The sequence below is a fragment of the Pseudomonas sp. MIS38 genome (genome assembly GCF_019891575.1).
Taxonomy (GTDB): Bacteria; Pseudomonadota; Gammaproteobacteria; order Pseudomonadales; family Pseudomonadaceae; genus Aquipseudomonas; species Aquipseudomonas putida_A.
Map to the genome: position 1 here is coordinate 88591 of NZ_JAFLXF010000003.1, position 24950 is coordinate 113540.

A 24950-nucleotide genomic window follows, 5' to 3' on the forward strand; every position below is an offset into this window, starting at 1 on the left:
TGCGCCTAGTGGTCGAACACGCCGACCGTACGCCCACGCCCGCCATTGATCTGGCGCAACTGTGCCTGCAGGTGCAGGCTCCAGATCTGCGGATCGTCGGCCAGCTCGTAGCCGTGCATCGTCAGGCTTTCCACAATAGTGTCGAGAATCGACTCGGCGGCGACCGGCCCGTGAAACGGGCCCTGGGCCTTGATGGCGGAGGGTTGTTCGCCGGCCATGCCGGCAGCGAAGAGCAAGGTCCACATGCCGTTATCGCCGGCCAACGGTTTGATGGCGCATTCGATGCGGGTCACAAGACCCAGGCACTGACGGGTGAGGCAGAGGTTGCGCGACATGGCGGCGACCCTCGGTAAAGCCTGTATTCAGCCTTCACGCGAAGGCTGTTTCGATCCAGTGATACTGTCGATGTCCTTGAGCAGAGAATAGAAGAAAAGTCCGCCGCGCAAGCTGGATAGAACCAGAAGGCGCCGAATGGTCATTGTGTGAATTCTGACGTCAGAGTAGTGGCACTTTTCCCGAAGATCACCACAAAAATCAATCTGGAGAAACAACTGTGGGAGGGGGCTTGCTCCCGAAGGCGGTGTCTCAATCAACTAATGTGTCGATTGGTACACCGCCTTCGGGAGCAAGCCCCCTCCCACAGTTTTTACCGCGTTTGCGGTCAGGCTGGTTTGGCTTCGGCTAGTGCCTCCTGCGCCAGTTCCTTTTCCGCCTCTTTGAGGTCGTCTTCACTGATCATCTCGGCAATCACCCGCAGACGCTCGACCACGCGCGCGTTGACGCTGCCCTCGGGGAACTGACCGTCAGCATCCGGCTCACCGGCCGGCTCGCCGACCAACAGGCTCAGCGCTTCGTCAGCCTGACGCACGGCATACACGTGGAACTGCCCGGCGCGCACCGCCGCCAGCACCTTCTCGTCGAGCATCAGCGTGGCGACGTTGGCCTGCGGAATGATCGCGCCCTGCTCGCCCGTCAGCCCGCGTGCTTCGCACAGGCGGAAAAAGCCTTCGATCTTTTCGTTGACCCCGCCGACTGCCTGCACTTCGCCGAACTGGTTGATCGAACCGGTGATCGCAAAGCACTGCTTGAGCGGGGTTTTCGACAGCGCCGAAATCAGCGTGCAAGCCTCGCCCAGCGATGCGCTGTCGCCATCAACGTAACCGTAGGATTGCTCCAGCGCGATGCTCGCGGAGATCGCCAGCGGGAATTCCTGAGCGTAACGGCTGCCCAGGTACCCGGTAAGGATCATCACGCCCTTGGAGTGGATCGGTTGCCCAAGGTTGACCTCGCGCTCGATGTCGACGATACCGCTGCCGCCCGGGTACACCGTGGCGGAAATCCGCGCCGGCACACCGAACGCCGAATCACCCACTTCGAGCACAGTCAGCCCGTTGCACTTGCCGACCGCGGCGCCGTCGGTGTCGATCAGGATGATCCCGGCGAGCATGTCGTCGAGAATCCGCGCCGAGACCCGACCGGTGCGAGTGGCCTTGGCTTTCAGCGCACGCTCGATGTGCCCGGCATCGGTCATTTCATCACCGGCCAGATGACGAATGAAATCCGCTTCACTGACCAGTTGGAACAGATCGCCGATCCGCGCCGACAAACGCCCCTGATGCTCGGCCAGCCGTGCGCTGTAGGTCGCCAGACGCGCCACCGCATCGGCGGTCAGCGGCGCCATGCCTTCCTCCGAAGTACGGGTTTTCAGCAACTGGGCAAATTGCTCCAGACTTTCGTCGACCATCGGGATGTCTTCGTCGAAGTCGACCAGCACGCGGAACATCTCCTGGAAGTCCGGATCGAGGTCCTGCAGCGTGTAATACAACTGCCGCGCGCCGATGATGATGACTTTGACCTGCAACGGAATGTGTTGCGGGTTGAGGGTCACCGTGGCGAAACGGCCCATCTCGCCCAGCGGCGATTCCATTTTCAGCTTGCGCGATTGCAGGGCGCGTTTCAGCGCGTCCCACACGAACGGCTCGCTGAGCATTTTTTCCGCTTCAAGAATCAAAAAACCGCCATTGGCCCGATGCAAAGCACCTGGACGCAACTGCCGGTAAGTGGTGTAAAGCGCGCCCTGATCGGTGGTGTACTCGATGCGCCCGAACAGGTTTTCGTAAGTCGGGTGCGGCTCGAACACTACCGGCGCCCCGCCGCTGGCCGGATGACCGACCACCAGGCTCGGCGCGTATTGCTCTTCCAGCAGCTTGCGCGCCACGGCGTCGGTCTTGCTGTCGTCGACCAGTTGCTCGACCACGGTTTTCAGCAAGTACACCTGCATCGCTTGCAGGTAACCGCAGACCGCAGCGTTCTCCGCGTACTTCTCGGACAACGGCGAGAGCAACGGCTGCAAGGCCAGGGTGATGGTTTCTTCGTTGAGCTGACGCAACTGATTGTTCGACTCGCGCTTCCACTGCGGCAGGCTGGCGAGTTCTTCGTTCAGACGCTCTTCGAGGCCGGAGATGTCTTCGTGAAACCGTTCGCGCTCGGCTTCCGGCAATTGGGCGAATTCCGCTTCATCCAGCGCCTTGCCTTCAAGCATCGGCGTGAAGGCGATATTGCTGCTGTCGCGATACAGGGCGACGTCCTTCTCCAGCGCCAGCCGTTCGATGATATCGAGGGCCTTGTCGTAGCGCTGGTTGAAGGCGCGGTCGATGGCACTTTTCTTCTGCTGGTAGGACGGGTGTTCGAACACGGCCGGAAAGGTTGCCAGCAGGTTATCGATCAGGCCGTTGATGTCACCGATGAACGAAGCCGCAGTGCCAGAAGGCAATTCCAGCGCGCGGGGCTCGCGCGGCTCATCGAAATTATTGACGTAGACCCAGTCCGCCGGGGTCTGCAGGCGCTTGCCTTCGGCCTTCAGGTAGCGTTTGACGAACGAGAAGCGACCAGTGCCGGGCTCGCCCATGACAAAGACGTTGTAACCGGGGCGTGGCATCGCCACACCGAACTGCAAGGCTTCGACCGCACGTTCCTGGCCGAGCACACCGCGAAAGGGCTCCAGATCATTGGTGGTAGTGAAGCTGAACTGTTCAGCGGAAAACGGACGAGTCAGCGCTTCGGGCGCTATACGCAGGCTGGCAGCAACAGGATCAGGCATCGGGCTTCCTTAACAATCAGGCGGGGCGGATAGCGGCATTCTGGCGCTGCCCGTGCCCCACTGGCAAGGCGCGCCACACGACAAAGCATAGACAAGCGCCCTGCTCCGCAGCCGGCCCCGTGAAACCGGGGACATCAACGAATAATCAGCAAAAAATCACGGAACCACAGGAACGTGCCTAAACTCCAAACTGCGCGGCTGGAACAATAACCGGCCCACTGGCTTCAAAAGAGTCTGTCTAGACAGCGCTTGGGGGGCCAGAACCCTGTCCATTGGTATGCACACAAAGAGAACAAAGCTATGAAACGGATTCTTCTCGGTACTCTCTTCACCGCTGTTTCCATCAACGCCATGGCGCAAGCCCCGGGTGGCCCGGATTGCGGTTGGGGCAACATGCTGTTCGAAGGTCAGCGTGGCACCCCGGCACATTTCCTGGCATCCACCACTAACGGCACCTCCGGTAACGCTACGTTCGGTATGACTTCCGGCACCAACGGTTGCTCGACCAACGCGTCGCTGACCTACGGCGGTAAATCCTGGTTCGCCATGAATGGCATGATGAACGAGCTGTCCGAAGACATGGCCAAGGGCAACGGCGAAGCGCTGACGACCTACGCCGTGGTACTGGGCGTGGCGCCGGAAGACCGTGCGCACTTCGCTGCTGTCACTCACGAGCACTTCCAGCAGATCTTCAGCAAAGCTGACGTGACCGCAGAAGACGTGCATACCAACACCCTGGCCGTGCTGAAGTCGGACCCACGTCTGGCCAAGTACGCAACTCAGGCTTAAGCTCGACCCCACCCGCTTCTTTCGGGAAGCGGGTTTTGTTTTGAGTGCAATCACTCGAATGTGACGCTGAACCTGTGGTGAGGGGATTTATCCCCGATCGGCTGCGGAGCAGTCGTGAAACCATTCAATTCGGTGTATCTGATACACCGAGTTTTGCAGGTATGAGGGCCGCTTCGCAGCCCATCGGGGATAAATCCCCTCGCCACAGGGGAGTGATCGCAGCCCGATCCGGGTTTTATTTTCTTTCGACTTAAGTTGCCACTTATGCTCAAACGCCTTGCCTGGCTGGCGCTCTGTGTCTGCGCCCCGCTGTCCGCCGCGCCTCACATCGACCCTCAACGTTTGCAGCAACTGGCCAACGACCGCTTCTGGATTTCCCTCGGTCATTACGAAACCGCCAAACTCGGCGGCTGGCGCAGCTATGTCAGCGACAGGAAATTCTTTCTCGCGCCCGATGGCAACGAACACCCCGACCATGAACTGGCCGCCACCGTGCAGGCGCTGTACGCCCCGGCCAGTCTCGGCGAACAGCATGCACAGTGTGTCTACCCGGCGCGTACGCGCTGGCTGAAAGCACAACTCAATCTGACCGACCTGCCCGCCCCCGATTGCGCCGAATTCAAGAAGTGGTTCAAGGACGTCTCGCCGCACAGTGCGGTGATGATCTTCCCGGCGGCCTACCTCAACAGCCCGTCGTCGATGTTCGGCCACACCCTGCTGCGCATCGACCAGGCTGACGTGCAAAGCGACAAGACTTCGCTGCTGAGTTACGCGATCAACTTCGGCGCCTACATCGAAGGCTCGGACAACAGCATCCTTTACGCCTGGAAGGGCTTGATGGGTGGCTACCCGGGGCTGTTCGCACTGGTGCCGTACCAGGAAAAACTCTCCGAGTACCGCAGCCTGGAAAACCGCGATCTGTGGGAATACCGGCTGAACCTGACCCAAGCAGAAACCGCGCGCATGGTCGAGCATGTATGGGAGCTGAAGCAGATCCAGTTCGACTATTTCTTCTTCGACGAAAACTGCTCCTATCGCCTGCTCGAACTGCTGCAAGTGGCACGTCCGAGCCTGCGCCTGACCGAGCAATTCCCGCTGACCGCCATCCCTACCGATACGGTCAAAGCGGTGAAAGAAGCCGGGCTGGTGGAAAGCATCGAATATCGCCCGTCCCGCGAGCGTGAACTGCTCAGCCGCGCCGAGCCGTTGAACAAGGAAGAACAGCAATGGGTGCTGAAGGTCAGCGCCGATCAACAGGTGTTGCAGGAGCCGACCTTCAAGGCCCTGCCCCGGGATCGTCAGGCGCTGATCATCGATGCCGCCTATCGTCTGGAGCGTTACCGCGCCAACGGGCAGGAACGTGATGCGCAACGTGCACAGCGCAGCTTCGAACTGCTGCGGGCGATCAACAAGAACCCGGCGCCGGAATTGCAGATTCCACAACCGGGCCTGCCCGAAGACGGCCACGAATCACGCACCTGGCAGGCCGGCATCGGCACCCGCGGTGATCGTGCGTTCGGTGAATACGGTTTGCGCATGGCTTATCACGATCTCAATGACAACGCCGAAAGCTTCCCCCTTGGCGCGCAGATCGAAATCCTGCAGATGAAGCTGCGTCAATACGAAGGCAACCAGTGGCAGTTCCAGCAACTGGACCTGGCGACCATCCGCTCGCTGACCCCGCGCAATGAACTGCTGCAGCCTCTGTCGTGGCAAGTCACCGGTGGCCTTGAGCGGGTGCCGGGCAAGCATGATGACGAGACGCTGGTCAGCCACGTCAACGGTGGTGGTGGCGGTACCTGGGCGTTAGGTGATGACGTATTGGGTTTTGCCCTCGGCACCGTGCGCGTTGAACACAACAATGACTTCGCCGAGTTCGTCTCCCCGGCCGGCGGTTTCAATACCGGCGTGTTGTGGAAAAACCCGTTGGGCAATCTCAGCCTGGAAGCCAAGGGCGATTACTTCTTCAATGGTGAAGTGCGCCGCAGCCTGAGCCTGAACCAGCAGTGGGAATTGTCGCGCAACCTCGGTTTGCGCCTGAGTGCGCAGCGTGAGTTCAGTCATGTGGCGACACCGGAAACCGAAGTGATGCTTGAGGTGAAGTGGTACCACTACTGATCTGAAGCCCAATCCATAACCCCTGTGGGAGCGGGCTTGCTCGCGAAAGCGCTGGGTCAGTCGAGATTTGAATCGCCTGACACGACGCCTTCGCGAGCAAGCCCGCTCCCACAGGGTTCTCCGGTATTCAACGAATTACTTACATGTCTTTCACCAACGCCCGACGAATCCGCTTCTAGACTTTCCCTATCAGCCGAGAATCGGCGCGGGAGAGTGCGATGTGGCGGTGTGCGGGATTGCTGGGTGTTTTGCTGTTGCTCGGGGGTTGCCAGACCACCCACGAAGACTTGATCGCCAAAGGTTATCCATCGGCCTTCGCCGACGGTTTTGACGATGGCTGCGTCAGTGGCCGGCAAGCCGCCGGCTCGATCAGTGGCGAGTTTCGCAAGAACGTGCCGCGCTATCTCAAGGACAAGCAATACGCCGAAGGCTGGACCGACGGCTTTCGCCAGTGCCAGGCGATGCTGGAGAACAAGGATCGCGAAGAGTATCGCAACGAGCACTGGGACGAACGCGAGCGCGCCTGGCAGCAGCAGAAAGATCAGGACGCCGGGCGGGCTTATCGCTCGCAATAGGTCGTTTCCAGACATCCAGTGAAACCAAATGCCGGCGACCATGGCCCAAACTCTTTGCAGAGGAGGACAGCATGAGCCGCGCTTTCGTGAACGAAGATAACGCCGCTGCGCAAGCCGATCAGCCCGTCGAACGGCAGGTCAGTGCGCAGCCCAATTACGTCACACCCCAAGGATTGGCGCAGTTGCAGGCCAAGGTCGCCGAACTGCAAGCCCTGCACGCCGAGCAATCGGCCAAGGGCGAACGGGCCGACAAGCAGCGCCAAGCCGATCTCGAAAGAGATTTGCGCTACTTCAACCAACGCCTCGCCAGCGCACAGGTCGCTGCCCCCGCGATCTCTACCGACAAGGTGCAGATTGGCAGTTGGGTGACCTACGCCGACGAACACGACACCGAAAGTCGGGTGCAACTGGTCGGCGAAGATCAGGCCGACGCCAGCCAGGGTTTGATCAACTGGGCCTCGCCGTTGGGCCGGGCATTGCTTGGTGCCCGGCTCAATGACGAAGTGCTGTGGCAGCGCCCCGCTGGCGATCAGGTGATTGAAGTGATTCGCATCGAACCGGCTTAAACCACACCCTGCGCGAGCATCGCATCCGCGACTTTGACGAAGCCGGCGATGTTCGCGCCTTTGACGTAGTTGATCCGCCCGTTCTCTTCGCCGTAATGCACGCAGGCATGGTGGATCGACTGCATGATCGCGTGCAGCTTGCTGTCCACCTCACCCGCCGTCCACAGCAGGCGCATGGCGTTCTGCGACATCTCCAGCCCACTGACCGCTACCCCGCCGGCGTTCGACGCCTTGCCCGGGGCGAACAGAATGCCGGCCTCGATGAAGATATCCACGGCCGCCAGCGTGGTCGGCATGTTCGCGCCTTCGGCGACGCACACGCAGCCATTGCGCAGCAGCGTACGAGCAGATTCGGCGTCGAGCTCGTTCTGCGTGGCGCAGGGCAGCGCGATGTCACACGGCAGCGACCAGGGCAACTGACCGGCACGGAATTCCAGACCGAACGCCGTGGCCAATTCGCTGATGCGTCCGCGTTTGACGTTTTTCAGTTCCAGCAGCGCCTGCCACTGTTCTTCGCTCAGGCCCGATTCGCAGTACAACGTGCCTTCGGAGTCGGACAGCGAAATCACCTTGCCGCCCAGGTCCATGACCTTGCGCGCCGCGTACTGCGCGACGTTGCCGGAACCAGAGATCGCCACGCGCTTGCCTTCGACGGTCTGCCCGCGGCGCTTGAGCATCTCCTCGGCGAAGTACACGCAACCGAAACCGGTGGCTTCCGGGCGAATCAGGCTGCCGCCATAGGTCATGCCTTTACCGGTCAACACGCTGGTGAACTGGTTGCTCAGGCGTTTGTACTGGCCAAACAGGAAACCGATCTCCCGCGCACCGACACCGATGTCGCCAGCCGGTACGTCAACGTCCGCGCCGATGTGGCGGTACAGCTCGCTCATGAACGCCTGGCAGAAACGCATGACTTCGGCGTCGCTCTTGCCCTTCGGATCGAAGTCCGAACCGCCCTTGCCGCCGCCCATGGGCAACGAGGTCAGGGAGTTCTTGAAGGTCTGTTCGAAGGCGAGAAACTTCAGCACGCCCAGGTTCACCGAAGGATGGAAGCGCAAGCCGCCCTTGTACGGGCCGATCGCGCTGTTCATCTGGATGCGGAAACCGCGATTGACCTGGACCTTGCCCTGATCGTCGACCCACGACACGCGGAACACCACTGCGCGCTCCGGCTCGCAGATGCGCTCCAGAATGCCCGAGGTCAGGTAACGCGGATTGGCTTCGAGAAACGGCCACAGACTGCGCAGGACTTCTTCGACGGCCTGGTGGAATTCGGGTTGATCCGGGTCGCGTTTTTTCAGGCGGGCGAGGAAGGATTCGACGGATTCGATCATGGGAAAAGTCTCGGCAAATTTATTGTCGTTGGAAGCGATTGAGCCGGACTGTAACAAACGATTTGCGCACAGGAACAGCGCAAAATGTCGCAGTTATGAAATTAAATGGTGCACAGGATATAAATAAGGCGGTTTTTTGAGCTGATTCTGCACCTGAATGGGGAGGTCAAATTGAAGTAATGCACCAACAGTTACATCGATATCGCGAGCAGGCTCACTCCTACAGGAGACCGCATTCCAATTGTAGGAGTGAGCCTGCTCGCGATGGCCACGACTCGGAATCACTGAAAAAAACTCAAAAAAAACGGAGCCCGAAGGCTCCGCTTTTTCATGCAACCAACCCGAATCAGGCCAGTTTCTTGTGGCGTACCCGGTGTGGCTGGGCCGCCGCTTCTCCAAGACGCTTTTTGCGGTCGGCTTCGTACTCGGTGTAGTTGCCTTCGAAGAACACCGCTTGCGAGTCGTCTTCGTACGCCAGGATGTGAGTCGCGACGCGGTCCAGGAACCAGCGATCGTGAGAGATCACAATGGCGGCGCCCGGGAAGTCCAGCAGGGCTTCTTCCAGGGAACGCAGGGTTTCAACGTCGAGGTCGTTGGACGGTTCGTCGAGCAGCAGGACGTTGCCGCCCTCCTTCAGGGTCAGCGCCAGGTGCAGACGACCGCGCTCACCACCGGACAGGTCCTTGACGAACTTCTGCTGGTCGCCGCCCTTGAAGTTGAAGCGACCGACATAAGTGCGCGATGGAATCTCGTAGTTGCCGATGCGGATCTGGTCGGAACCGTCGGAGATCTGCTGGAACACGGTCTTGCTGCCGTCGAGGTCTTCGCGGCTCTGGTCAACGCAGGCCAGTTGCACGGTTTCGCCGACTTCGATGGTGCCGGAATCCGGAGTTTCCTTGCCCATCAGCATGCGGAACAGGGTCGACTTACCGGCACCGTTACCACCGATCACGCCAACGATGGCGCCCTTCGGCATGGAGAACGACAGGTTGTCGATCAGGACGCGATCGCCGTAGCCCTTGGTGACGTTCTTGAACTCGATGACCTTGTCGCCCAGACGCGGACCGGCCGGGATGTAGATCTCGTTGGTTTCCGAACGCTTCTGGAATTCCTGCGACTGCATTTCTTCGAAGCGTTGCAGACGTGCCTTGGATTTCGACTGGCGGGCTTTCGCGCCTTTGCGCACCCACTCCAGCTCTTCCTTCATGGCTTTTTCGTGAGCCGATTGCTGCTTGGATTCCTGGGCCAGACGATCGGACTTGGCTTCGAGCCAACCCGAGTAGTTGCCCTCGTAAGGAATGCCCGCGCCGCGGTCGAGTTCCAGGATCCAGCCAGCAACGTTGTCGAGGAAGTAACGGTCGTGCGTGATCGCGACCACGGTGCCCGGGAAGTCGTGCAGGAAGTGCTCCAGCCACGCCACGGAGTCAGCGTCCAAGTGGTTGGTCGGTTCGTCGAGCAGCAGCATGTCCGGAGCGGACAGCAGCAGACGGCACAGGGCCACACGACGTTTTTCACCACCGGACAGGTGTTCGACCTTGGCGTCCCAGGCCGGCAGACGCAGGGCGTCGGCGGCGACTTCCAGTTGACGCTCCAGGTTATGACCATCGCTGGCCTGCAGGATCGCTTCGAGCTTGGCCTGTTCGGCTGCCAGCTTGTCGAAGTCGGCATCCGGATCGGCGTAAGCGGCGTAGACCTCGTCCAGACGCGCCTGCGCATCCTTGATCACGCTGACCGCTTCCTCGACCACTTCACGCACGGTCTTGGTCGGATCAAGTTGTGGCTCTTGCGGCAGATAACCGATGTTCAGGTCCGGCATCGGACGGGCTTCGCCCTCGAACTCGGTGTCGACGCCAGCCATGATTTTCAGCAGCGTGGATTTACCCGAACCGTTGAGGCCGAGTACGCCGATCTTGGCGCCGGGAAAGAACGACAGCGAAATGTTTTTCAGGATTTCCCGCTTCGGCGGAACAACTTTGCCCAGCCGATGCATGGTGAAGACGTATTGAGCCATGGAGAACCTTGGGTCAGTGACAGATGAATGATTGGAGCGCAGGCGATGCCCGGCCAGACCGATGCGCGTCGTTCACTTGATGGTCATCAATGCGTGCGCGCTGAAAAAGTCTGAGTCTAGGAGCTGGAACGCTCCCGCGTAACCGGCAAAGCTACCTTAATGACGGAAGGCAGTCCAGCCGAGCGGGGCTGGCACTTCGCCACAACTCAAGGCATGCTAGCCGCCCTTCGGGCGTCCGGCTTATAGTGCACGTCGCGCCAGTCCAGCCAAACCGCAGGATTTCAGCTTGTCCAACGTTACCCCGCCAGCTTCTGTGAGCGCGTCCAATCCGGGGACCGGCTCGCCCCTGCGCGGAACATTGAAGGGGGCATTGGCGACGCTGGTACTTTTGCTGCTGGCCCTGCTGTTCTGGCAACTGCTCGATCAATTGCGCGAGACCCAGAAAAATCAGCGCCAGTACACCATCGACTACACCGCCGACCTCGCCTCGCAGGTCAGCCTGAACATGTCGCTGAATGCGCAAATCGCCCTCAACCTGCTACCGATCGTCGAACAGCCGCAGTCGTCCGACGAACAGCAGGCGCTGCTGCGCAAGCTCCAGCAATCGCTGCCGGATCTGCGCAGCCTGGCCCTGCTCAGCCCGTCCGGGAAAATCCTCAACGACAGCGCCAGCGACAGCCACGACGCCGATTACCTCGCTGAACTCGTACGCCGCAGCCGCGCCCAGGCGCATTACTTCAGTAACGCCGACGACGGCTCGGTGGTGCATCTGTTGTTGCATCAGGCCAGCGGCAGCACGCGCGGCTACTGGGTATTGCGCCTGACCCCGACCTTCTTCGACTCGCTGACCAAGCTGGGCGAAACCGGCATCCGCCCGTTGTGGCTGGTAGAAAACCGTCTCAACCATCAGATCATCAGCCGCGACGAAGCGCTATCCTCCGCCCGGCCCGGGGTGCTGAGCCCGGACGACATGGCCAACACCGTGCTCACCGTACCGCTGAGCAGCAGCGACTGGCAGTTGCGCGGGCTGTTCGATCGTCAGCGGGTGCTCGAAGAACTGCTGCCGGCGTTCATCGGCAAATGCCTTCTGGGCCTGGCGTTCTCGATGTTGCCGGTGATCGCGCTGCTGAACATGCGTCGCCGCCAGCGCCAGTTGCATGAAGGCCGCCGGCGCTATCAGGACATCTTCGAAGGCACTGGCGTTGCGTTGTGTGTGCTCGATCTGTCCGGCCTCAAGCAGGTGTTCGACAAAGCACAGATCCAGACCAGCGACCAGCTCAAGGCCTGGCTCGACCAACCGGCCCAGCGCCAGCAACTGCTGCAAGAACTGCGCGTCACCGAGGTCAATCAGGTGGCGCTGCAACTGCTCAATGTCAATTCCTGCGAGCACGCCTGGCAGTTGCTGATCGATGGCCATCCGCACAGCCAGTGCGCCATCGGCAACCAGGTGCTCGACGCAGTTTTGCAGCAACAGAATCAACTGGAACTGGAAATCAGGCTGCCGGACATCAACGGCCGCGATCAGCACCTGTGGATGGTCCTGCGCCTGCCTGAGGAGCTGCACGACTATAAAGCGGTGATTCTGAGCATCAACGACATCACCAGCCGCAAGCTGATCGAACTGTCGCTGCTGGAGCGCGAAGGTTTCTGGTCGGACGTGGTGCGCACCGTGCCGGATCATCTGTATGTGCAGGACGTGATCAGCCAGCGGATGATTTTCAGCAACCACCACCTCGGCCAGACCCTCGGTTACAACCGCTCCGAGCTGCACCAGATGGGCGAGTACTTCTGGGAAATCCTCCTGCATCCGGAAGACGCCGACTATTACCACCGCTCGCGGCAGATGCAGCGGCACGCCGGGTACAGCCAGCTGTTGCAGTGCCAATTGCGCTTCCGCCATCGCGACGGCAAATGGCGGCGCTTCGATATTCGTGAGCAGGCGCTGGCCCGTGACAAACATGATCAGGTCACGCGGATCATCGGCGTGGCCAAGGACATCACCGAGCAGATCGAGGCCAGCGAATCGCTGCGCGACAGCGAGCAGCGCTACCGCATGCTCGCCGAAAGCATCAGCGATGTGATTTTCTCCACCGACAGCAAGCTGTCGTTGAACTACGTCAGCCCGTCGGTGCAGGCGGTGCTGGGTTACGACGCCGAGTGGATCTTCCAGAATGGCTGGCAATCGACGATCGCCAACCCGCAGCAGCTATCCGGCATCTACACCTTGATGGATCGGGTCAGCAAAGCGCTCGACAAGCCTGAGCAACTCGCGCAACTGCGAAGCCAGGTACAGACGCAGATGTTCCTGTTCGACTGCCTGCGCGCCGACGGCCGCAAGATCCCGATCGAGCTGCGGCTGGTGCTGGTGTGGGACGAACACGGCGCGTTCGAAGGCGTGCTCGGCGTCGGTCGCGACATCAGCCAGCAGCGCCGCGCCGAGAAAGACTTGCGCATGGCGGCCACGGTATTCGAGCACTCGACCTCGGCGATCCTGATCACCGACCCGGCCGGTTACATCGTGCAGGCCAACGAAGCCTTCAGCCGGGTCAGCGGTTACGCGGTGTCGGAGGTGCTCGATCAGTTGCCGAACATGCTCACCGTCGACGAGCAACAGGACGCGCACCTGCGCTACGTGCTCAAGCAATTGCATCAGCACAGCACCTGGGAAGGCGAAGTCTGGCTCAAGCGCCGTAACGGCGAGCATTACCCGGCGTGGGTCGGCATCACGGCGGTACTCGACGATGAAGGCGATCTGGCCAGTTACGTGTGCTTCTTCAGCGACATCAGCGAGCGCAAGGCCAGCGAACAACGCATCCATCGTCTCGCTTACTACGACGCCCTGACCCACCTGCCGAACCGCACGCTGTTCCAGGATCGTCTGCATACCGCGCTGCAATCGGCCGAACGGCAGAAGTCGTGGGTGGTGCTGATGTTCCTCGACCTCGACCGCTTCAAACCGATCAACGACTCCCTCGGCCACGCGGCTGGCGACCGCATGTTGAAAGACATGGCCACGCGGTTGCTGGCCTGCGTCGACGATGACGACACCGTGGCGCGCATGGGCGGTGACGAGTTCACCTTGCTCCTGCAACACCGCTCCAGCCGCGAAATGGCGCTGAACCGAGCGATTCATGTGGCCGAGCAGATTCTCGCCAGCCTGGTGCGTCCATTTGTGCTGGAAGGTCGCGAGTTCTTCGTCACCGCCAGTATCGGCATCGCCCTGAGCCCGCAGGACGGCAACGAACTCAGCCAGTTGATGAAGAACGCCGACACCGCGATGTACCACGCCAAGGAGCGCGGCAAGAACAACTTCCAGTTCTATCAGGCCGACATGAACGCCAGTGCACTGGAACGTCTGGAGCTGGAAAGCGACCTGCGTCATGCGCTGGAGCAGAACGAATTTGTCCTGTACTACCAGCCGCAATTCAGCGGCGACGGCAAACGCCTGACTGGCGCCGAAGCGCTGCTGCGTTGGCGTCATCCGCGTCGCGGGCTGGTGCCGCCGGGGGATTTCATTCCGGTGCTGGAAGAGCTGGGTCTGGTGGTCGACGTTGGCGACTGGGTCATCAGCGAAGCCTGCCGTCAGCTCAAGACCTGGCACCAGAACCGCGTGCGCGTGCCGAAGGTCTCGGTGAACATTTCGGCGCGGCAGTTCTCCGATGGCCAGCTCGGTACGCGCATCGCCACGATCCTGCGCGAAACCGGGCTGCCACCGGCGTGTCTGGAGCTGGAGCTGACCGAAAGTATCCTGATGCGCGAAGTCAGCGAAGCAATGCAGATTCTGGCCGGGCTGAAAAACCTGGGCCTGAGCATTGCGGTCGACGACTTCGGCACCGGTTATTCGTCGCTGAACTACCTCAAGCAATTCCCGATCGACGTGCTGAAGATCGACCGTACCTTCGTCGACGGCCTGCCGTCAGGCGAGCAGGACGCGCAGATCGCCCGCGCGATCATCGCCATGGCCCACAGCCTGAATCTGGCGGTAATCGCCGAGGGCGTGGAAACCCATGAGCAACTGGACTTCCTGCGCGAGCACGGTTGCGATGAAGTGCAGGGCTACCTGTTCGGACGACCGATGCCGGCGAGCCGGTTTGAAGCGCAGTTCAGCAATGATGCGCTATTCATGTTCGACTGATTTTTTGCGGCACCGCCAATGACGCCTTCGCGAGCAAGCCCGCTCCCACATTTGACCCGGTTTCTTCAGGATATACGCGGTCCACTGTGGGAGCGGGCTTGCTCGCGAAAGGGCCGGTACAGACGCCGGAAAAATCTGCGGTGCAGCCATCCCCAGCAGGCTGGCTGTCACAGGGACTTGCCGTGGATCAGTATTCTCCGGTTGAAACGCGGCCATTGTGGAGCCAGCAAAAGCACCGCACATCTGTCATGAACGCCACTTGTCTGCGACATGATGTCGTTTCATATGCCATCCAAAACCCATTGGGTTAGAATGCCCCCCTTTTCTGCCCCCGATCCTTGAGGACCGCCATGTTCAGCCGTGATTTGACTATTGCCAAGTACGACGCCGATCTCTTTGCCGCCATGGAGCAAGAAGCTCAGCGCCAGGAAGAGCACATTGAGCTGATCGCTTCGGAAAACTACACCAGCCCTGCGGTGATGGAAGCTCAAGGCTCGGTACTGACCAACAAGTACGCTGAAGGCTACCCGGGCAAGCGCTACTACGGTGGTTGCGAGTACGTCGACGTTGTTGAACAACTGGCCATCGACCGCGCCAAAGAGCTGTTCGGCGCCGATTACGCCAACGTTCAGCCGCACGCCGGTTCCCAAGCCAACGCCGCTGTTTACCTGGCCCTGCTGCAAGGTGGTGACACCATCCTGGGCATGAGCCTGGCCCACGGTGGTCACCTGACTCACGGTGCCAGCGTTTCGTCCTCCGGCAAGCTGTACAACGCCGTGCAGTACGGCATCGACGCCAACGGCCTGATCGACTACGACGAAGTCGAGCGTCTGGCGGTTGAGCACAAGCCGAAAATGATCGTGGCCGGTTTCTCTGCCTACTCGCAGATCCTCGACTTCCCACGCTTCCGCGCCATCGCTGACAAAGTCGGTGCCTACCTGTTCGTCGACATGGCTCACGTGGCCGGTCTGGTCGCCGCTGGCGTCTACCCGAACCCGGTGCCATTCGCTGACGTGGTCACCACCACCACGCACAAGACCCTGCGCGGTCCTCGTGGCGGTCTGATCCTGGCGCGCGCCAACGCCGAGATCGAGAAGAAGCTGAACTCCGCGGTATTCCCGGGCGCCCAGGGTGGCCCGCTGGAGCACGTGATCGCCGCTAAAGCGATCTGCTTCAAGGAAGCGCTGCAGCCTGAGTTCAAGGCTTACCAGGAACAAGTGGTGAAGAACGCCCAGGCCATGGCCGAAGTGTTCATCGAGCGCGGTTTCGACGTGGTGTCCGGCGGTACCAAAAACCACCTGTTCCTGCTGTCGTTGATCAAGCAGGACATCTCCGGTAAAGACGCCGACGCCGCGCTGGGCAAAGCGTTCATCACCGTGAACAAGAACTCCGTGCCTAACGACCCACGCTCGCCATTCGTCACTTCCGGCCTGCGCTTCGGTACCCCGGCTGTGACCACTCGCGGCTTCAAAGAAGCAGAGTGCAAAGAGCTGGCCGGCTGGATCTGCGACATCCTGGCTGACCTGAACAACGAAGCGGTGATCGACGCCGTTCGTGAGAAAGTCAAAGCCATCTGCAAGAAACTGCCGGTGTACGGCGCGTAATCGCGACGTTAAATCCGCAGCATGAAAAACCGGCCAAGTGATTGGCCGGTTTTTTTGTGCCCACATTTTTTCAAACGCCTGAACCGCTCAAGAATGGGACTCACCGCACAACTGGTCAGACCGGTCATGCCAATTCGTCAATTTTCACTTGCGATCCGCAAAAATCCGCGCCTAGACTGCACCCGCACTGGACATACCGGTAAGACCACAATAATTAAGTTCTGAATCTGATGCGCCCAAAGGCGCACGGCAGCCAGGACACCGACCAGGATTTCTCCCATGCTCAGATGGTGCTCGCGTTCAATCTTCCTCCAAGTGGTTCTCGGACTGGTGCTCGGCATCGTCTGCGGGCTGACCCTTCCCGAATATTCCGCTCAGCTCAAACCGCTGGGTGACGGCTTCATCAAACTGATCAAGATGCTCATCGGCCTGATCGTGTTCTGCGTGGTGGTCAGCGGTATCAGCGGCGCGGGCGATCTGAAGAAGGTCGGGCGCATCGGCCTCAAGTCGGTGATCTACTTTGAAGTGCTGACCACCATCGCGCTGGTGATCGGTCTGGTATTCGCCTTCAGCACCGGCATCGGCAGTGGCGCGAATATCCATCTGGAGCAGTTGTCCGCCGCCGACATGGGCGACATCGCCGAACGCGGCCAGCATATGCACACCACCACGCAGTTCCTGATGGACCTGATTCCGACCTCGGTGCTCGGAGCCTTCGCCGACAACAACATCCTGCAGGTACTGCTGTTCTCGGTGCTGTTCGGCAGCGCGCTGAATCTGGTGGGCGAAGCGGCTTCCGGGATCTCACGGCTGATCAACGAGCTGAGCCATGTGATCTTCCGGATCATGGGCATGATCGTACGCCTGGCGCCGATCGGCGTGTTCGGCGCCATCGCCTTCACCACCAGCAAATACGGCCTCGATTCGCTGCAACACCTGGGCAGTCTGGTGGGCTTGTTTTACCTGACCTGCATGGCGTTCGTCAGCGTGATCCTCGGCGTGGTAATGCGCGCCTCGGGCCTGCGTCTGTGGCCCCTGCTCAAGTACCTGCGCGAAGAATTGCTGATCGTCATGGGCACCGCTTCTTCCGACGCCGTGCTGCCACAGATCATGCGCAAACTTGAACACCTGGGGATTGGCAGCTCGACAGTCGGGCTGGTGATTCCCACCGGCTATTCGTTCAACCTCGACGGTTTCTCGATCTACCTGACCCTGGCCATCGTGTTCATCGCCAACGCCACCGGCACGCCACTGGCGATGACCGATCTGCTGACGATTCTGCTGGTGTCGCTGATCACTTCCAAGGGCGCCCACGGCATTCCCGGCTCGGCGCTGGTGATTCTGGCGGCGACGCTGACGGCGATCCCGGCGATTCCGGTCGTGGGTCTGGTGCTGGTACTGGCAGTGGACTGGTTCATGGGCATCGGTCGGGCACTGACCAACCTGATCGGCAACTGCGTCGCTACCGTGGCCATCGCCCGTTGGGAAAAGGACATCGATGTGCAACGCGCAAACAAAGTACTCAGCGGTCAGCAGGGCTACACCTTTCAACCGCGTAAAAGCGGAACTCCGGCGCACCAGCAAGAGTTCTGATTTTCAACCCCGCAGAAGCTGCCGCAGGCTGCGATCTTTTGATCCTGTTTGCGGCAGCCCCAACGGGCTCACGGAGCAAGACAATTGATCACTACATCAACCGTCGTCAACTCAGTCGTAGAAAAACTGCGCGCCGCCCTCGCCCGCGGTCAGTGGCGCTCCGGCGACATGCTGCCGGGTCAGCGCGAACTGGCCGAACAACTGGGCATCAGCCGCCCAAGCCTGCGCGAAGCGGTGATCGTCCTGGAAACCCTTGGCCTGGTGCGTTCGATGCCGGGCAAAGGCGTGGTGGTGCTCGACGCCCAGCTCAGTGACAGCCAGAGTCACGACAGCGCGGTGGCCGGCGCCAGCCTCGAAGACGTGCTGCAACTGCGTTACACCCTTGAGCCGTTCATCGTCGGGCTGGTTGCGCAGTCGATCAGCAGCAAGGAAGTCGGGCAATTGCGCCTGACCCTGATGGACATGCGCGAAGCCCTTGAAGCGGGCGACAGCGAAGCCGGGGTCAGCGCCTACATCGCCTTCCACGAGGAGCTGTTCACCCTGACCTCGAACCCGATCTTCCAGAGTGTGGTGCAGCAAACGAGCAATGCCCTCAAGCAAAGCGCCGAAGTGCTGCGTAATTCACCTGAGCACCTGGCCGAACGCCTGGAAGAAAACGAAGCCGTGGTGCGCGCGATCCGCAGCAAGAACAGCGCCCAGGCCAGCGCCGAAATGCGTCGGCACATTCTGCGCGAAGGCCAACGGATGGGCGTTGAATTGAACATTCCGGATGACAACCTCAGCCACTGATTGATTCACACTGGAGACCGGCCATGAACAGCCTTGCCACGTCGCCGCACACCCGTCAGATGTCGGCCCCCCTGCCCTTCTCCCGCCTGCAGGCGTCGGCAGACGATCTGTACCCGCGGCTGTTCGACGCGATTCTGGACCGGCGAATCGACCCGGCCAGCCGCTTCACCGAAGACAGTCTCAAGCAGATGTTTGGCGTCAGCCGCGCCGATGTGCGCCGGGTGCTGACGCAGTTGTCCCATGAGCAGGTGATTGTGCTGCGCGCCAACCATCGGCCACGGGTCGCCACACCGGATGCCGAGCAGACCCGGCAAACCCTGCACGCCCGGCGCCTGACCGAAGCGACGCTGGTGCGTCTGGCTTGTCAGAATACGTCAGCGGAGGGTTTGAAACGCTTGCGCACGCTGGTCGAGCGTGAACGTCTGGCCGTGACACAGGAACGGCGTGCGGCGGCGATTCGATTGTCCGGCGAGTTTCATCTGCAGTTGGCACAAATGGCGGGGAATGCACCGTTGGCACATTTCCTTGGCAGCCTGGTGCCGTTGACGTCGCTGGCGATTGCGCGGTGTGATGGATCGACGCCGGGTTGCTGCGCGTGGCAGGAGCATCTGGCGATTGTCGAGGCGGTCGCGTCTGGGGATATGTCCATGGCTGAGCGACTGATGAATCAACACCTGGATCATCTTGAGCAGACCTTGCTGGGTACAGCCCTTGAGCATCGTGTCGCCGGTTAGATCGCCTTCGCGAGCAAGCCCGCTCCCACAGTGAATTGCATTCCTCCTGACAGAATGCGGTCTACTGTGGGAGCGGGCTTGCTCGCGAAGGCGTCAGCCCTGGCGCCGAATAACCATCAGGCGGAAGTCACTTTGGCAAACCCGGCCCGAATCTTCTCTTCCGGCAAATCATCGGCAATAAACACAATCACACTTTCCCGCGCCTCACCCTCGGCCCACTCGGTGTCCCAGTCGAACCCGTAAAGTTTCAGTACGCCCTGAAACACCAGCCGCCGATCCTCGCCAGCGATGTTCAACACGCCCTTGTAGCGCAACAACTGCTTGCCATGTTCTTCCAGCAGCTCATTCATGAATTCGCTGAGTTGATCGATATCCAGTGGCTGGTCTGTGCGCAGCACCAGACTGGAGATACGGTCGATGGAGGGCGCCTTGCTCACCGGACGCAGACTCACCCCGCCGCCGAGATCGGCATTGAGATTGAAGCCACGCACGTCGAGCAGTTCCGCCAGATCGATGTTGCCATGCTCGACCACGCGGATCGGCGCGCGACGATTGATCCGCGTCAGGCGTTCGCTCAGTGCGTTGAACGTGGCCTCATCCACCAGATCGGTCTTGCTCACCAGCAAGCGGTCGGCGAAACCGATCTGCGCCTGGGCGATGGTCTGGGTCAGGTGCTGGTCGGCATGGGCGGCATCCACCAAGGTGATGATGCCGTCGAGCAGATAACGCTCGCGCAGTTCCTCATCGATGAAAAAAGTCTGTGCCACCGGGGCCGGGTCGGCGAGACCGGTGCACTCGATCACCAAGCGATCGAAGGCGATTTCGCCGTTGTCCAGGCGTTCGAGCAGCAGGTACAAGGCCTTGGTCAGGTCGGTGTGGATGGTGCAGCAGACGCAGCCGTTGGCCAGGGTCATGACTTGCACCGGTTCGTCGCCGAGCAACTGGGTGTCGATGCCGGCGTCGCTGAATTCGTTCTCGATCACGGCGATCTTCAGGCCATGCTCGGCTTTGAGCAGATGGCGCAACAAGGTGGTCTTGCCGGCACCGAGGAAACCGCTGAGTACCGTTACGGGTATGGGAGAAGACAAAACACGATCTCCTGAAACAAACACAAAACAAATGTGGGAGCGGGCTTGCTCGCGAAAGCGGTGTGTCAGTCACCACACGTATCAACTGACACTCCGTATTCGCGAGCAAGCCCGCTCCCACCGGGGGATTACCTCAACCGCAGGCTGTCAGCTCAACAGCACTTCGGCCCACCCTTGCCACCGTAACGCGCTTCCTGACGTTCGCGGAAGAACATCTCGTAGCTCATTACCGGTTTGTCCGGGTGTTTGGTTTGCATATGCTCGACGTAGGTGTCGTAGTCGGGCATGCCGACCATCAGGCGTGCGGCCTGACCGAGGTATTTGCCGAGGCGACTCAGGTCATTGAACATGGTGCAATCCTCTGGTTACGCGTCCGGCAGGGCCTGGAATGGCGATTCTTTATCCGTACGCTCTTTTTTGCCCCAGGCGGCGATGCCGACCTTGAGCGCATAGAACAGGATGCTGAAGACCACGAACAGGAACAGCGCAGTGAGCGTTGCGTTGGTGTAGGCGTTGAAGATCACGTGCTGCATCTGCTCGATACTCTTGGCCGGGGCAATGACTTGGCCGGCGGCCAAGGCATCGCTGTACTTCTTGGCCAGCGACAGGAAGCCGATCGCCGGGTTGGCGTCGAACAGCTTGATGAAGCCTGCAGTGGTGGTGCAGATCAGCAGCCAAGCGGCTGGCAGCAGGGTGACCCAGATGTAGTGCTGGCGCTTCATCTTGATCAGGACCACAGTGCCGAGCATCAGCGCGATACCGGCCAGCATCTGGTTGGAGATACCGAACAGTGGCCACAGGGTGTTGATGCCGCCCAGTGGATCGATGACGCCCTGATACAGCAACCAGCCCCACATCGCCACACAACCGGCGGTGGCGATCAGGTTGGCGGTCCACGATTCGGTACGCTTGAGCGCCGGAACGAAGGAGCCGAGCAGGTCCTGCAGCATGAAGCGCCCGGCACGGGTGCCGGCGTCCACAGCGGTCAGGATGAACAGCGCTTCGAACAGGATCGCGAAGTGGTACCAGAACGCCATGGTGTTTTCACCGGGCAGGACACTGTGCAGGATCTGCGCGATACCGACCGCCAGGGTCGGCGCACCGCCGGCACGAGCCAGGATGGTGGTTTCGCCAATGTCATGCGCCACAGCTTGCAGTGCCTCCGGCGTGATCGCGAAGCCCCAACTGCTGACCATCTGCGCCACCGATGCCACGTCACCACCGACCACCGCGGCCGGGCTGTTCATGGCGAAGTACACGCCCGGCTCGATCACCGAAGCGGCAACCATCGCCATGATCGCCACAAACGATTCCATCAGCATGCCGCCGTAACCGATGTAACGCGCGTTGGTTTCGTTATCCAGCAACTTCGGCGTGGTGCCCGAAGAGATCAGTGCGTGGAACCCGGACACCGCACCGCAAGCGATGGTGATGAACAGGAACGGGAACAGACCACCCTTCCACACCGGGCCGGTGCCGTCGACGAACTGGGTCAGCGCCGGCATTTTCAGCTCGGGCATGGTCACCAGAATGCCGATCGCCAGGGCGATGATGGTGCCGATCTTGAGGAACGTCGACAGGTAGTCGCGTGGCGCGAGGATCAGCCACACCGGCAACACGGCGGCGACGAAGCCGTAACCGATCAGCATCCAGGTGATTTGCACGCCGGTGAAGCTGAAGGCCTTGGCCCACACCGGATCAGCGGCAATCTGCCCACCGAGCCAGATCGAACCGAGCAGCAGCAACACACCGATGACCGAGATCTCGCCGATGCGGCCCGGACGGATGTAGCGCATGTAAATGCCCATGAACATCGCGATCGGGATGGTCGCCATCACAGTGAAGATGCCCCATGGGCTCTCTGCCAGTGCCTTGACCACGATCAGCGCCAGCACCGCGAGGATGATGATCATGATCAGGAAGCAGCCGAACAGGGCGATGGTGCCGGGGATGCGGCCCATTTCTTCACGCACCATGTCGCCCAGGGAACGGCCGTTGCGCCGGGTCGACATGAACAGGACCATGAAGTCCTGCACCGCGCCCGCCAGCACCACCCCGGCAATCAGCCACAGCGTGCCGGGCAGATAACCCATCTGCGCCGCCAGTACCGGGCCGACCAGCGGGCCTGCGCCGGCAATGGCCGCGAAGTGGTGACCGAACAGAATGTGTTTGTTGGTCGGCACGTAGTCCAGACCGTCGTTGTTGAGCACGGCGGGGGTGGCCCGACGCGGATCCAGTTGCATCACATTGTTGGCGATGAACAGGCTGTAGTAACGGTACGCAACCAGATAAATGGCCACTGCCGCGACCACGATCCACAAGGCGTTGATCGCCTCTCCTCGGCGCAATGCCACTACGCCCAGGGCGCACGCTCCTACGATTGCCAGCACTAGCCAGGGTAAGTGGCGTAGCAGGCTATTATTATTTTTCATTTTATTATTCCAGCCAGGGTGGACAAGAAAGACAGCCACCCCGAGTTTAGCGCTTACGGCGCCAAAGGCCATACCCCGACGTTGGTCTAGACGGCTTGTCGATTGGCAGCCACCCAACGGTCGGGTCTATAGTCAGCGAACTCTCCCGAGGATTGCGCCATGAGCGAACACCCAGCCAATCGCCGTCGCTTCAAACGTATTGCGTTCGATGCCAGAACCGAGCTGAGTCAGGGCCAATTCATCTGGCCGGTGAAGTTGATCGATCTGTCGCTCAAGGGCTTGCTGATCGAGAAGCCGGAGCCGTGGCTGGGGGACAAGGAGCAGGATTTCTTCGTCGACATTCATCTGAGCGATGACGTGAATATTCAGATGGATGTGCATCTGGCCCACGAGGATCACGGGCAACTGGGGTTTGAATGCCGGCATATCAGTCTGGAATCGATCCAGCGCTTGCGGCGGTTGATCGAGCTGAATCTTGCGGATGAAACCGAGCTTGAGCGCGAATTGGGTGCCTTGATCGAAATCTAGCCGCCAAATCAACGTGGGAACACTCTTGTGGTGAGGGGATTTATCCCCGATGGGGCGCGGAGCGGCCCTGATAAATCTGGGTCTGCTGCGCAGCCCATCGGGGATAAATCCCCTCACTACAGGATTTCATTCAAACAAGGGAACGGCGGTTACTCGAATAATGCGTCGAGCGCCTGCTCCAGGCGGGTCACGGCAATGATCTGTAACCCCGGCGGCGCCTCCTTCGGCGCATTGCCCTTGGGCACGATCGCCCGTTTGAAGCCATGCTTGGCCGCTTCCTTCAAACGCTCCTGCCCACTCGGCACCGGACGCACTTCGCCGGACAAGCCCACCTCACCAAACACCAGCAGATCATGCGGTAATGGCCGGTTGCGCAAGCTCGACATCACCGCCGCCATCAACGCCAGGTCGGACGCGGTCTCCAACACCTTCACCCCGCCGACCACGTTGAGGAACACGTCCTGGTCATGGGTCGGAATGCCGCCATGGCGATGCAAAACCGCCAGCAACATCGCCAATCGGTTCTGATCAAGGCCCAACGTCACGCGCCGTGGATTGGCCAGATGGCTGTCATCGACCAGCGCCTGCACTTCCACCAGCATCGGCCGCGTGCCTTCCCAGGTGGCCATCACCACACTGCCCGGGACTTCTTCCTGGGCACGGGTCAGAAAAATCGCCGACGGGTTGGAGACTTCTTTCAGGCCCTTGTCGGTCATGCCGAACACGCCGAGTTCGTTGACCGCACCGAAACGGTTCTTCACCGCCCGCAACAGACGCAAACGGCCATCGGATTCGCCTTCGAAATACAGCACGGTATCGACCATGTGCTCCAGCACCCGCGGGCCGGCGAGCGCGCCTTCCTTGGTGACGTGACCGACGAGGAAGATCGCCGTGCCACTCTGCTTGGCATAACGCACCAGCAACGCCGCGCTCTCACGTACCTGCGAGACGCCACCCGGCGCTGATTGCAGCTGTTCGGTGAAAATGGTCTGGATCGAGTCGATCACCATCACCTTGGGTTTTTCCTGACGGGCGGTGGCGATGATGGTTTCGATGCAGGTTTCGGTCATCACCCGCAGTTGATCCTGGGGCAACCCCAGACGCCGGGCGCGCATCGCCACCTGCTGCTGGGATTCTTCGCCGGTGACGTACAGCGCCGGCATGCTCTTGGCGAGGTTGCACAGGGTCTGTAACAGAATCGTCGACTTGCCGATGCCCGGGTCACCACCGATCAGCACCACCGAGCCGTCGACCAGACCGCCACCCAAAACCCGATCCAGCTCACCGGACGCGGTGGAGAAGCGCGGAATCTCCTCGATGCTGACTTCGGCCAGGGTCTTGATCTGCGCCTGCTGCCCGGCCCAGCCGGTACGCCCGGTGGGCGCCGTGGCCCCGCCGCTTTCGATCATGGTTTCGGTCAGGGTGTTCCAGGCGCCGCACTCGCCGCACTGGCCTGCCCACTTGGGAAAGGTTGCGCCGCACTCGGTGCAGCCGTACATGCGCTTGGCCTTGGCCATCTGGATCCCCCGGCAAAAACCGCGATGATAACGCAGC

General features: G+C 60.7%; 18 protein-coding genes. 10 read left to right on the forward strand and 8 right to left on the reverse strand.

Annotated elements, in window-relative coordinates:
- Positions 1-5 precede the first annotated feature (5 nt).
- A complete protein-coding gene (locus J1G18_RS05770) occupies positions 6-335 on the reverse strand; it encodes a hypothetical protein (RefSeq protein ID WP_007963794.1) in 330 nt (109 codons plus the stop codon).
- A 326-nt stretch (positions 336-661) separates the two neighbouring features.
- On the reverse strand, positions 662-3100 hold the full coding sequence (locus J1G18_RS05775; RefSeq protein WP_027612829.1) for a Lon protease family protein: 2439 nt from the start codon (positions 3098-3100) through the stop codon (positions 662-664).
- Positions 3101-3400: 300 nt separating this feature from the next.
- Here J1G18_RS05775 and J1G18_RS05780 point away from each other — a divergent pair, with 300 nt between their 5' ends.
- The 4 genes from J1G18_RS05780 (at position 3401) to J1G18_RS05795 (ending at position 7148) form a co-directional block, all read left to right on the forward strand.
- Complete coding sequence (locus tag J1G18_RS05780) at positions 3401-3889, forward strand: DUF3015 domain-containing protein (RefSeq protein WP_007909797.1); 489 nt, start codon at positions 3401-3403, stop codon at positions 3887-3889.
- A 264-nt stretch (positions 3890-4153) separates the two neighbouring features.
- A complete protein-coding gene (locus J1G18_RS05785; protein ID WP_098965703.1) occupies positions 4154-6007 on the forward strand; it encodes a DUF4105 domain-containing protein in 1854 nt (617 codons plus the stop codon).
- A 218-nt stretch (positions 6008-6225) separates the two neighbouring features.
- Complete coding sequence (locus J1G18_RS05790) at positions 6226-6582, forward strand: hypothetical protein (RefSeq protein WP_223007221.1); 357 nt, start codon at positions 6226-6228, stop codon at positions 6580-6582.
- 71 nt (positions 6583-6653) lie between these two features.
- Positions 6654-7148, forward strand: a complete 495-nt coding sequence (locus J1G18_RS05795; protein ID WP_098965705.1) for a GreA/GreB family elongation factor — start codon at positions 6654-6656, stop codon at positions 7146-7148.
- On the opposite strand, the gene gdhA is transcribed toward J1G18_RS05795, so the two are convergent.
- Together gdhA and ettA are read right to left on the reverse strand one after the other, a co-directional pair.
- Positions 7145-8482, reverse strand: a complete 1338-nt coding sequence (gene gdhA, locus J1G18_RS05800; protein ID WP_210558634.1) for an NADP-specific glutamate dehydrogenase — start codon at positions 8480-8482, stop codon at positions 7145-7147. The genes J1G18_RS05795 and gdhA overlap by 4 nt on opposite strands.
- Positions 8483-8828: 346 nt before the next feature.
- On the reverse strand, positions 8829-10493 hold the full coding sequence (gene ettA / locus J1G18_RS05805; RefSeq protein WP_108590534.1) for an energy-dependent translational throttle protein EttA: 1665 nt from the start codon (positions 10491-10493) through the stop codon (positions 8829-8831).
- Positions 10494-10779: 286 nt separating this feature from the next.
- Between ettA and J1G18_RS05810 the strand changes: the two genes are divergently transcribed.
- The 5 genes from J1G18_RS05810 to J1G18_RS05830 all read left to right on the forward strand — a co-directional run bounded on the left by J1G18_RS05810 (position 10780) and on the right by J1G18_RS05830 (position 19348).
- Entirely contained in the window at positions 10780-14628 is a 3849-nt protein-coding gene (locus J1G18_RS05810; protein WP_098965709.1) for a bifunctional diguanylate cyclase/phosphodiesterase, read from the forward strand.
- Between the two features lie 350 nt (positions 14629-14978).
- Entirely contained in the window at positions 14979-16232 is a 1254-nt protein-coding gene (gene glyA, locus J1G18_RS05815) for a serine hydroxymethyltransferase (protein WP_003228394.1), read from the forward strand.
- A gap of 279 nt (positions 16233-16511) precedes the next feature.
- Positions 16512-17825 (forward strand): C4-dicarboxylate transporter DctA, encoded by a 1314-nt coding sequence (locus J1G18_RS05820; protein WP_097089270.1) that lies wholly within the window; start codon positions 16512-16514, stop codon positions 17823-17825.
- 84 nt (positions 17826-17909) lie between these two features.
- Entirely contained in the window at positions 17910-18614 is a 705-nt protein-coding gene (locus J1G18_RS05825; RefSeq protein ID WP_027612834.1) for a FadR/GntR family transcriptional regulator, read from the forward strand.
- Positions 18615-18637: 23 nt separating this feature from the next.
- A complete protein-coding gene (locus J1G18_RS05830; RefSeq protein ID WP_223007222.1) occupies positions 18638-19348 on the forward strand; it encodes a GntR family transcriptional regulator in 711 nt (236 codons plus the stop codon).
- A gap of 116 nt (positions 19349-19464) precedes the next feature.
- Here the strand turns inward: J1G18_RS05830 and yjiA are convergent, their stop codons facing one another.
- The 3 genes from yjiA to J1G18_RS05845 all read right to left on the reverse strand — a co-directional run bounded on the left by yjiA (position 19465) and on the right by J1G18_RS05845 (position 22868).
- Positions 19465-20436: a GTPase gene (yjiA, locus tag J1G18_RS05835; protein WP_223007223.1), complete on the reverse strand. Its 972-nt coding sequence runs from the start codon at positions 20434-20436 to the stop codon at positions 19465-19467.
- A 152-nt stretch (positions 20437-20588) separates the two neighbouring features.
- Complete coding sequence (locus J1G18_RS05840) at positions 20589-20786, reverse strand: YbdD/YjiX family protein (RefSeq protein WP_003228401.1); 198 nt, start codon at positions 20784-20786, stop codon at positions 20589-20591.
- Between the two features lie 15 nt (positions 20787-20801).
- Entirely contained in the window at positions 20802-22868 is a 2067-nt protein-coding gene (locus J1G18_RS05845) for a carbon starvation CstA family protein (RefSeq protein ID WP_223007224.1), read from the reverse strand.
- A 159-nt stretch (positions 22869-23027) separates the two neighbouring features.
- On the opposite strand from J1G18_RS05845, the gene J1G18_RS05850 reads away from it, so the two are divergent.
- Positions 23028-23396 carry a PilZ domain-containing protein gene (locus J1G18_RS05850; RefSeq protein WP_210558630.1) on the forward strand — a complete coding sequence of 123 codons (369 nt, stop codon included), beginning with the start codon at positions 23028-23030 and terminating at the stop codon, positions 23394-23396.
- Between the two features lie 149 nt (positions 23397-23545).
- Here J1G18_RS05850 and radA read toward each other — a convergent pair whose 3' ends face one another.
- Positions 23546-24913, reverse strand: a complete 1368-nt coding sequence (gene radA, locus J1G18_RS05855; protein WP_007963764.1) for a DNA repair protein RadA — start codon at positions 24911-24913, stop codon at positions 23546-23548.
- Positions 24914-24950: the final 37 nt, after the last annotated feature.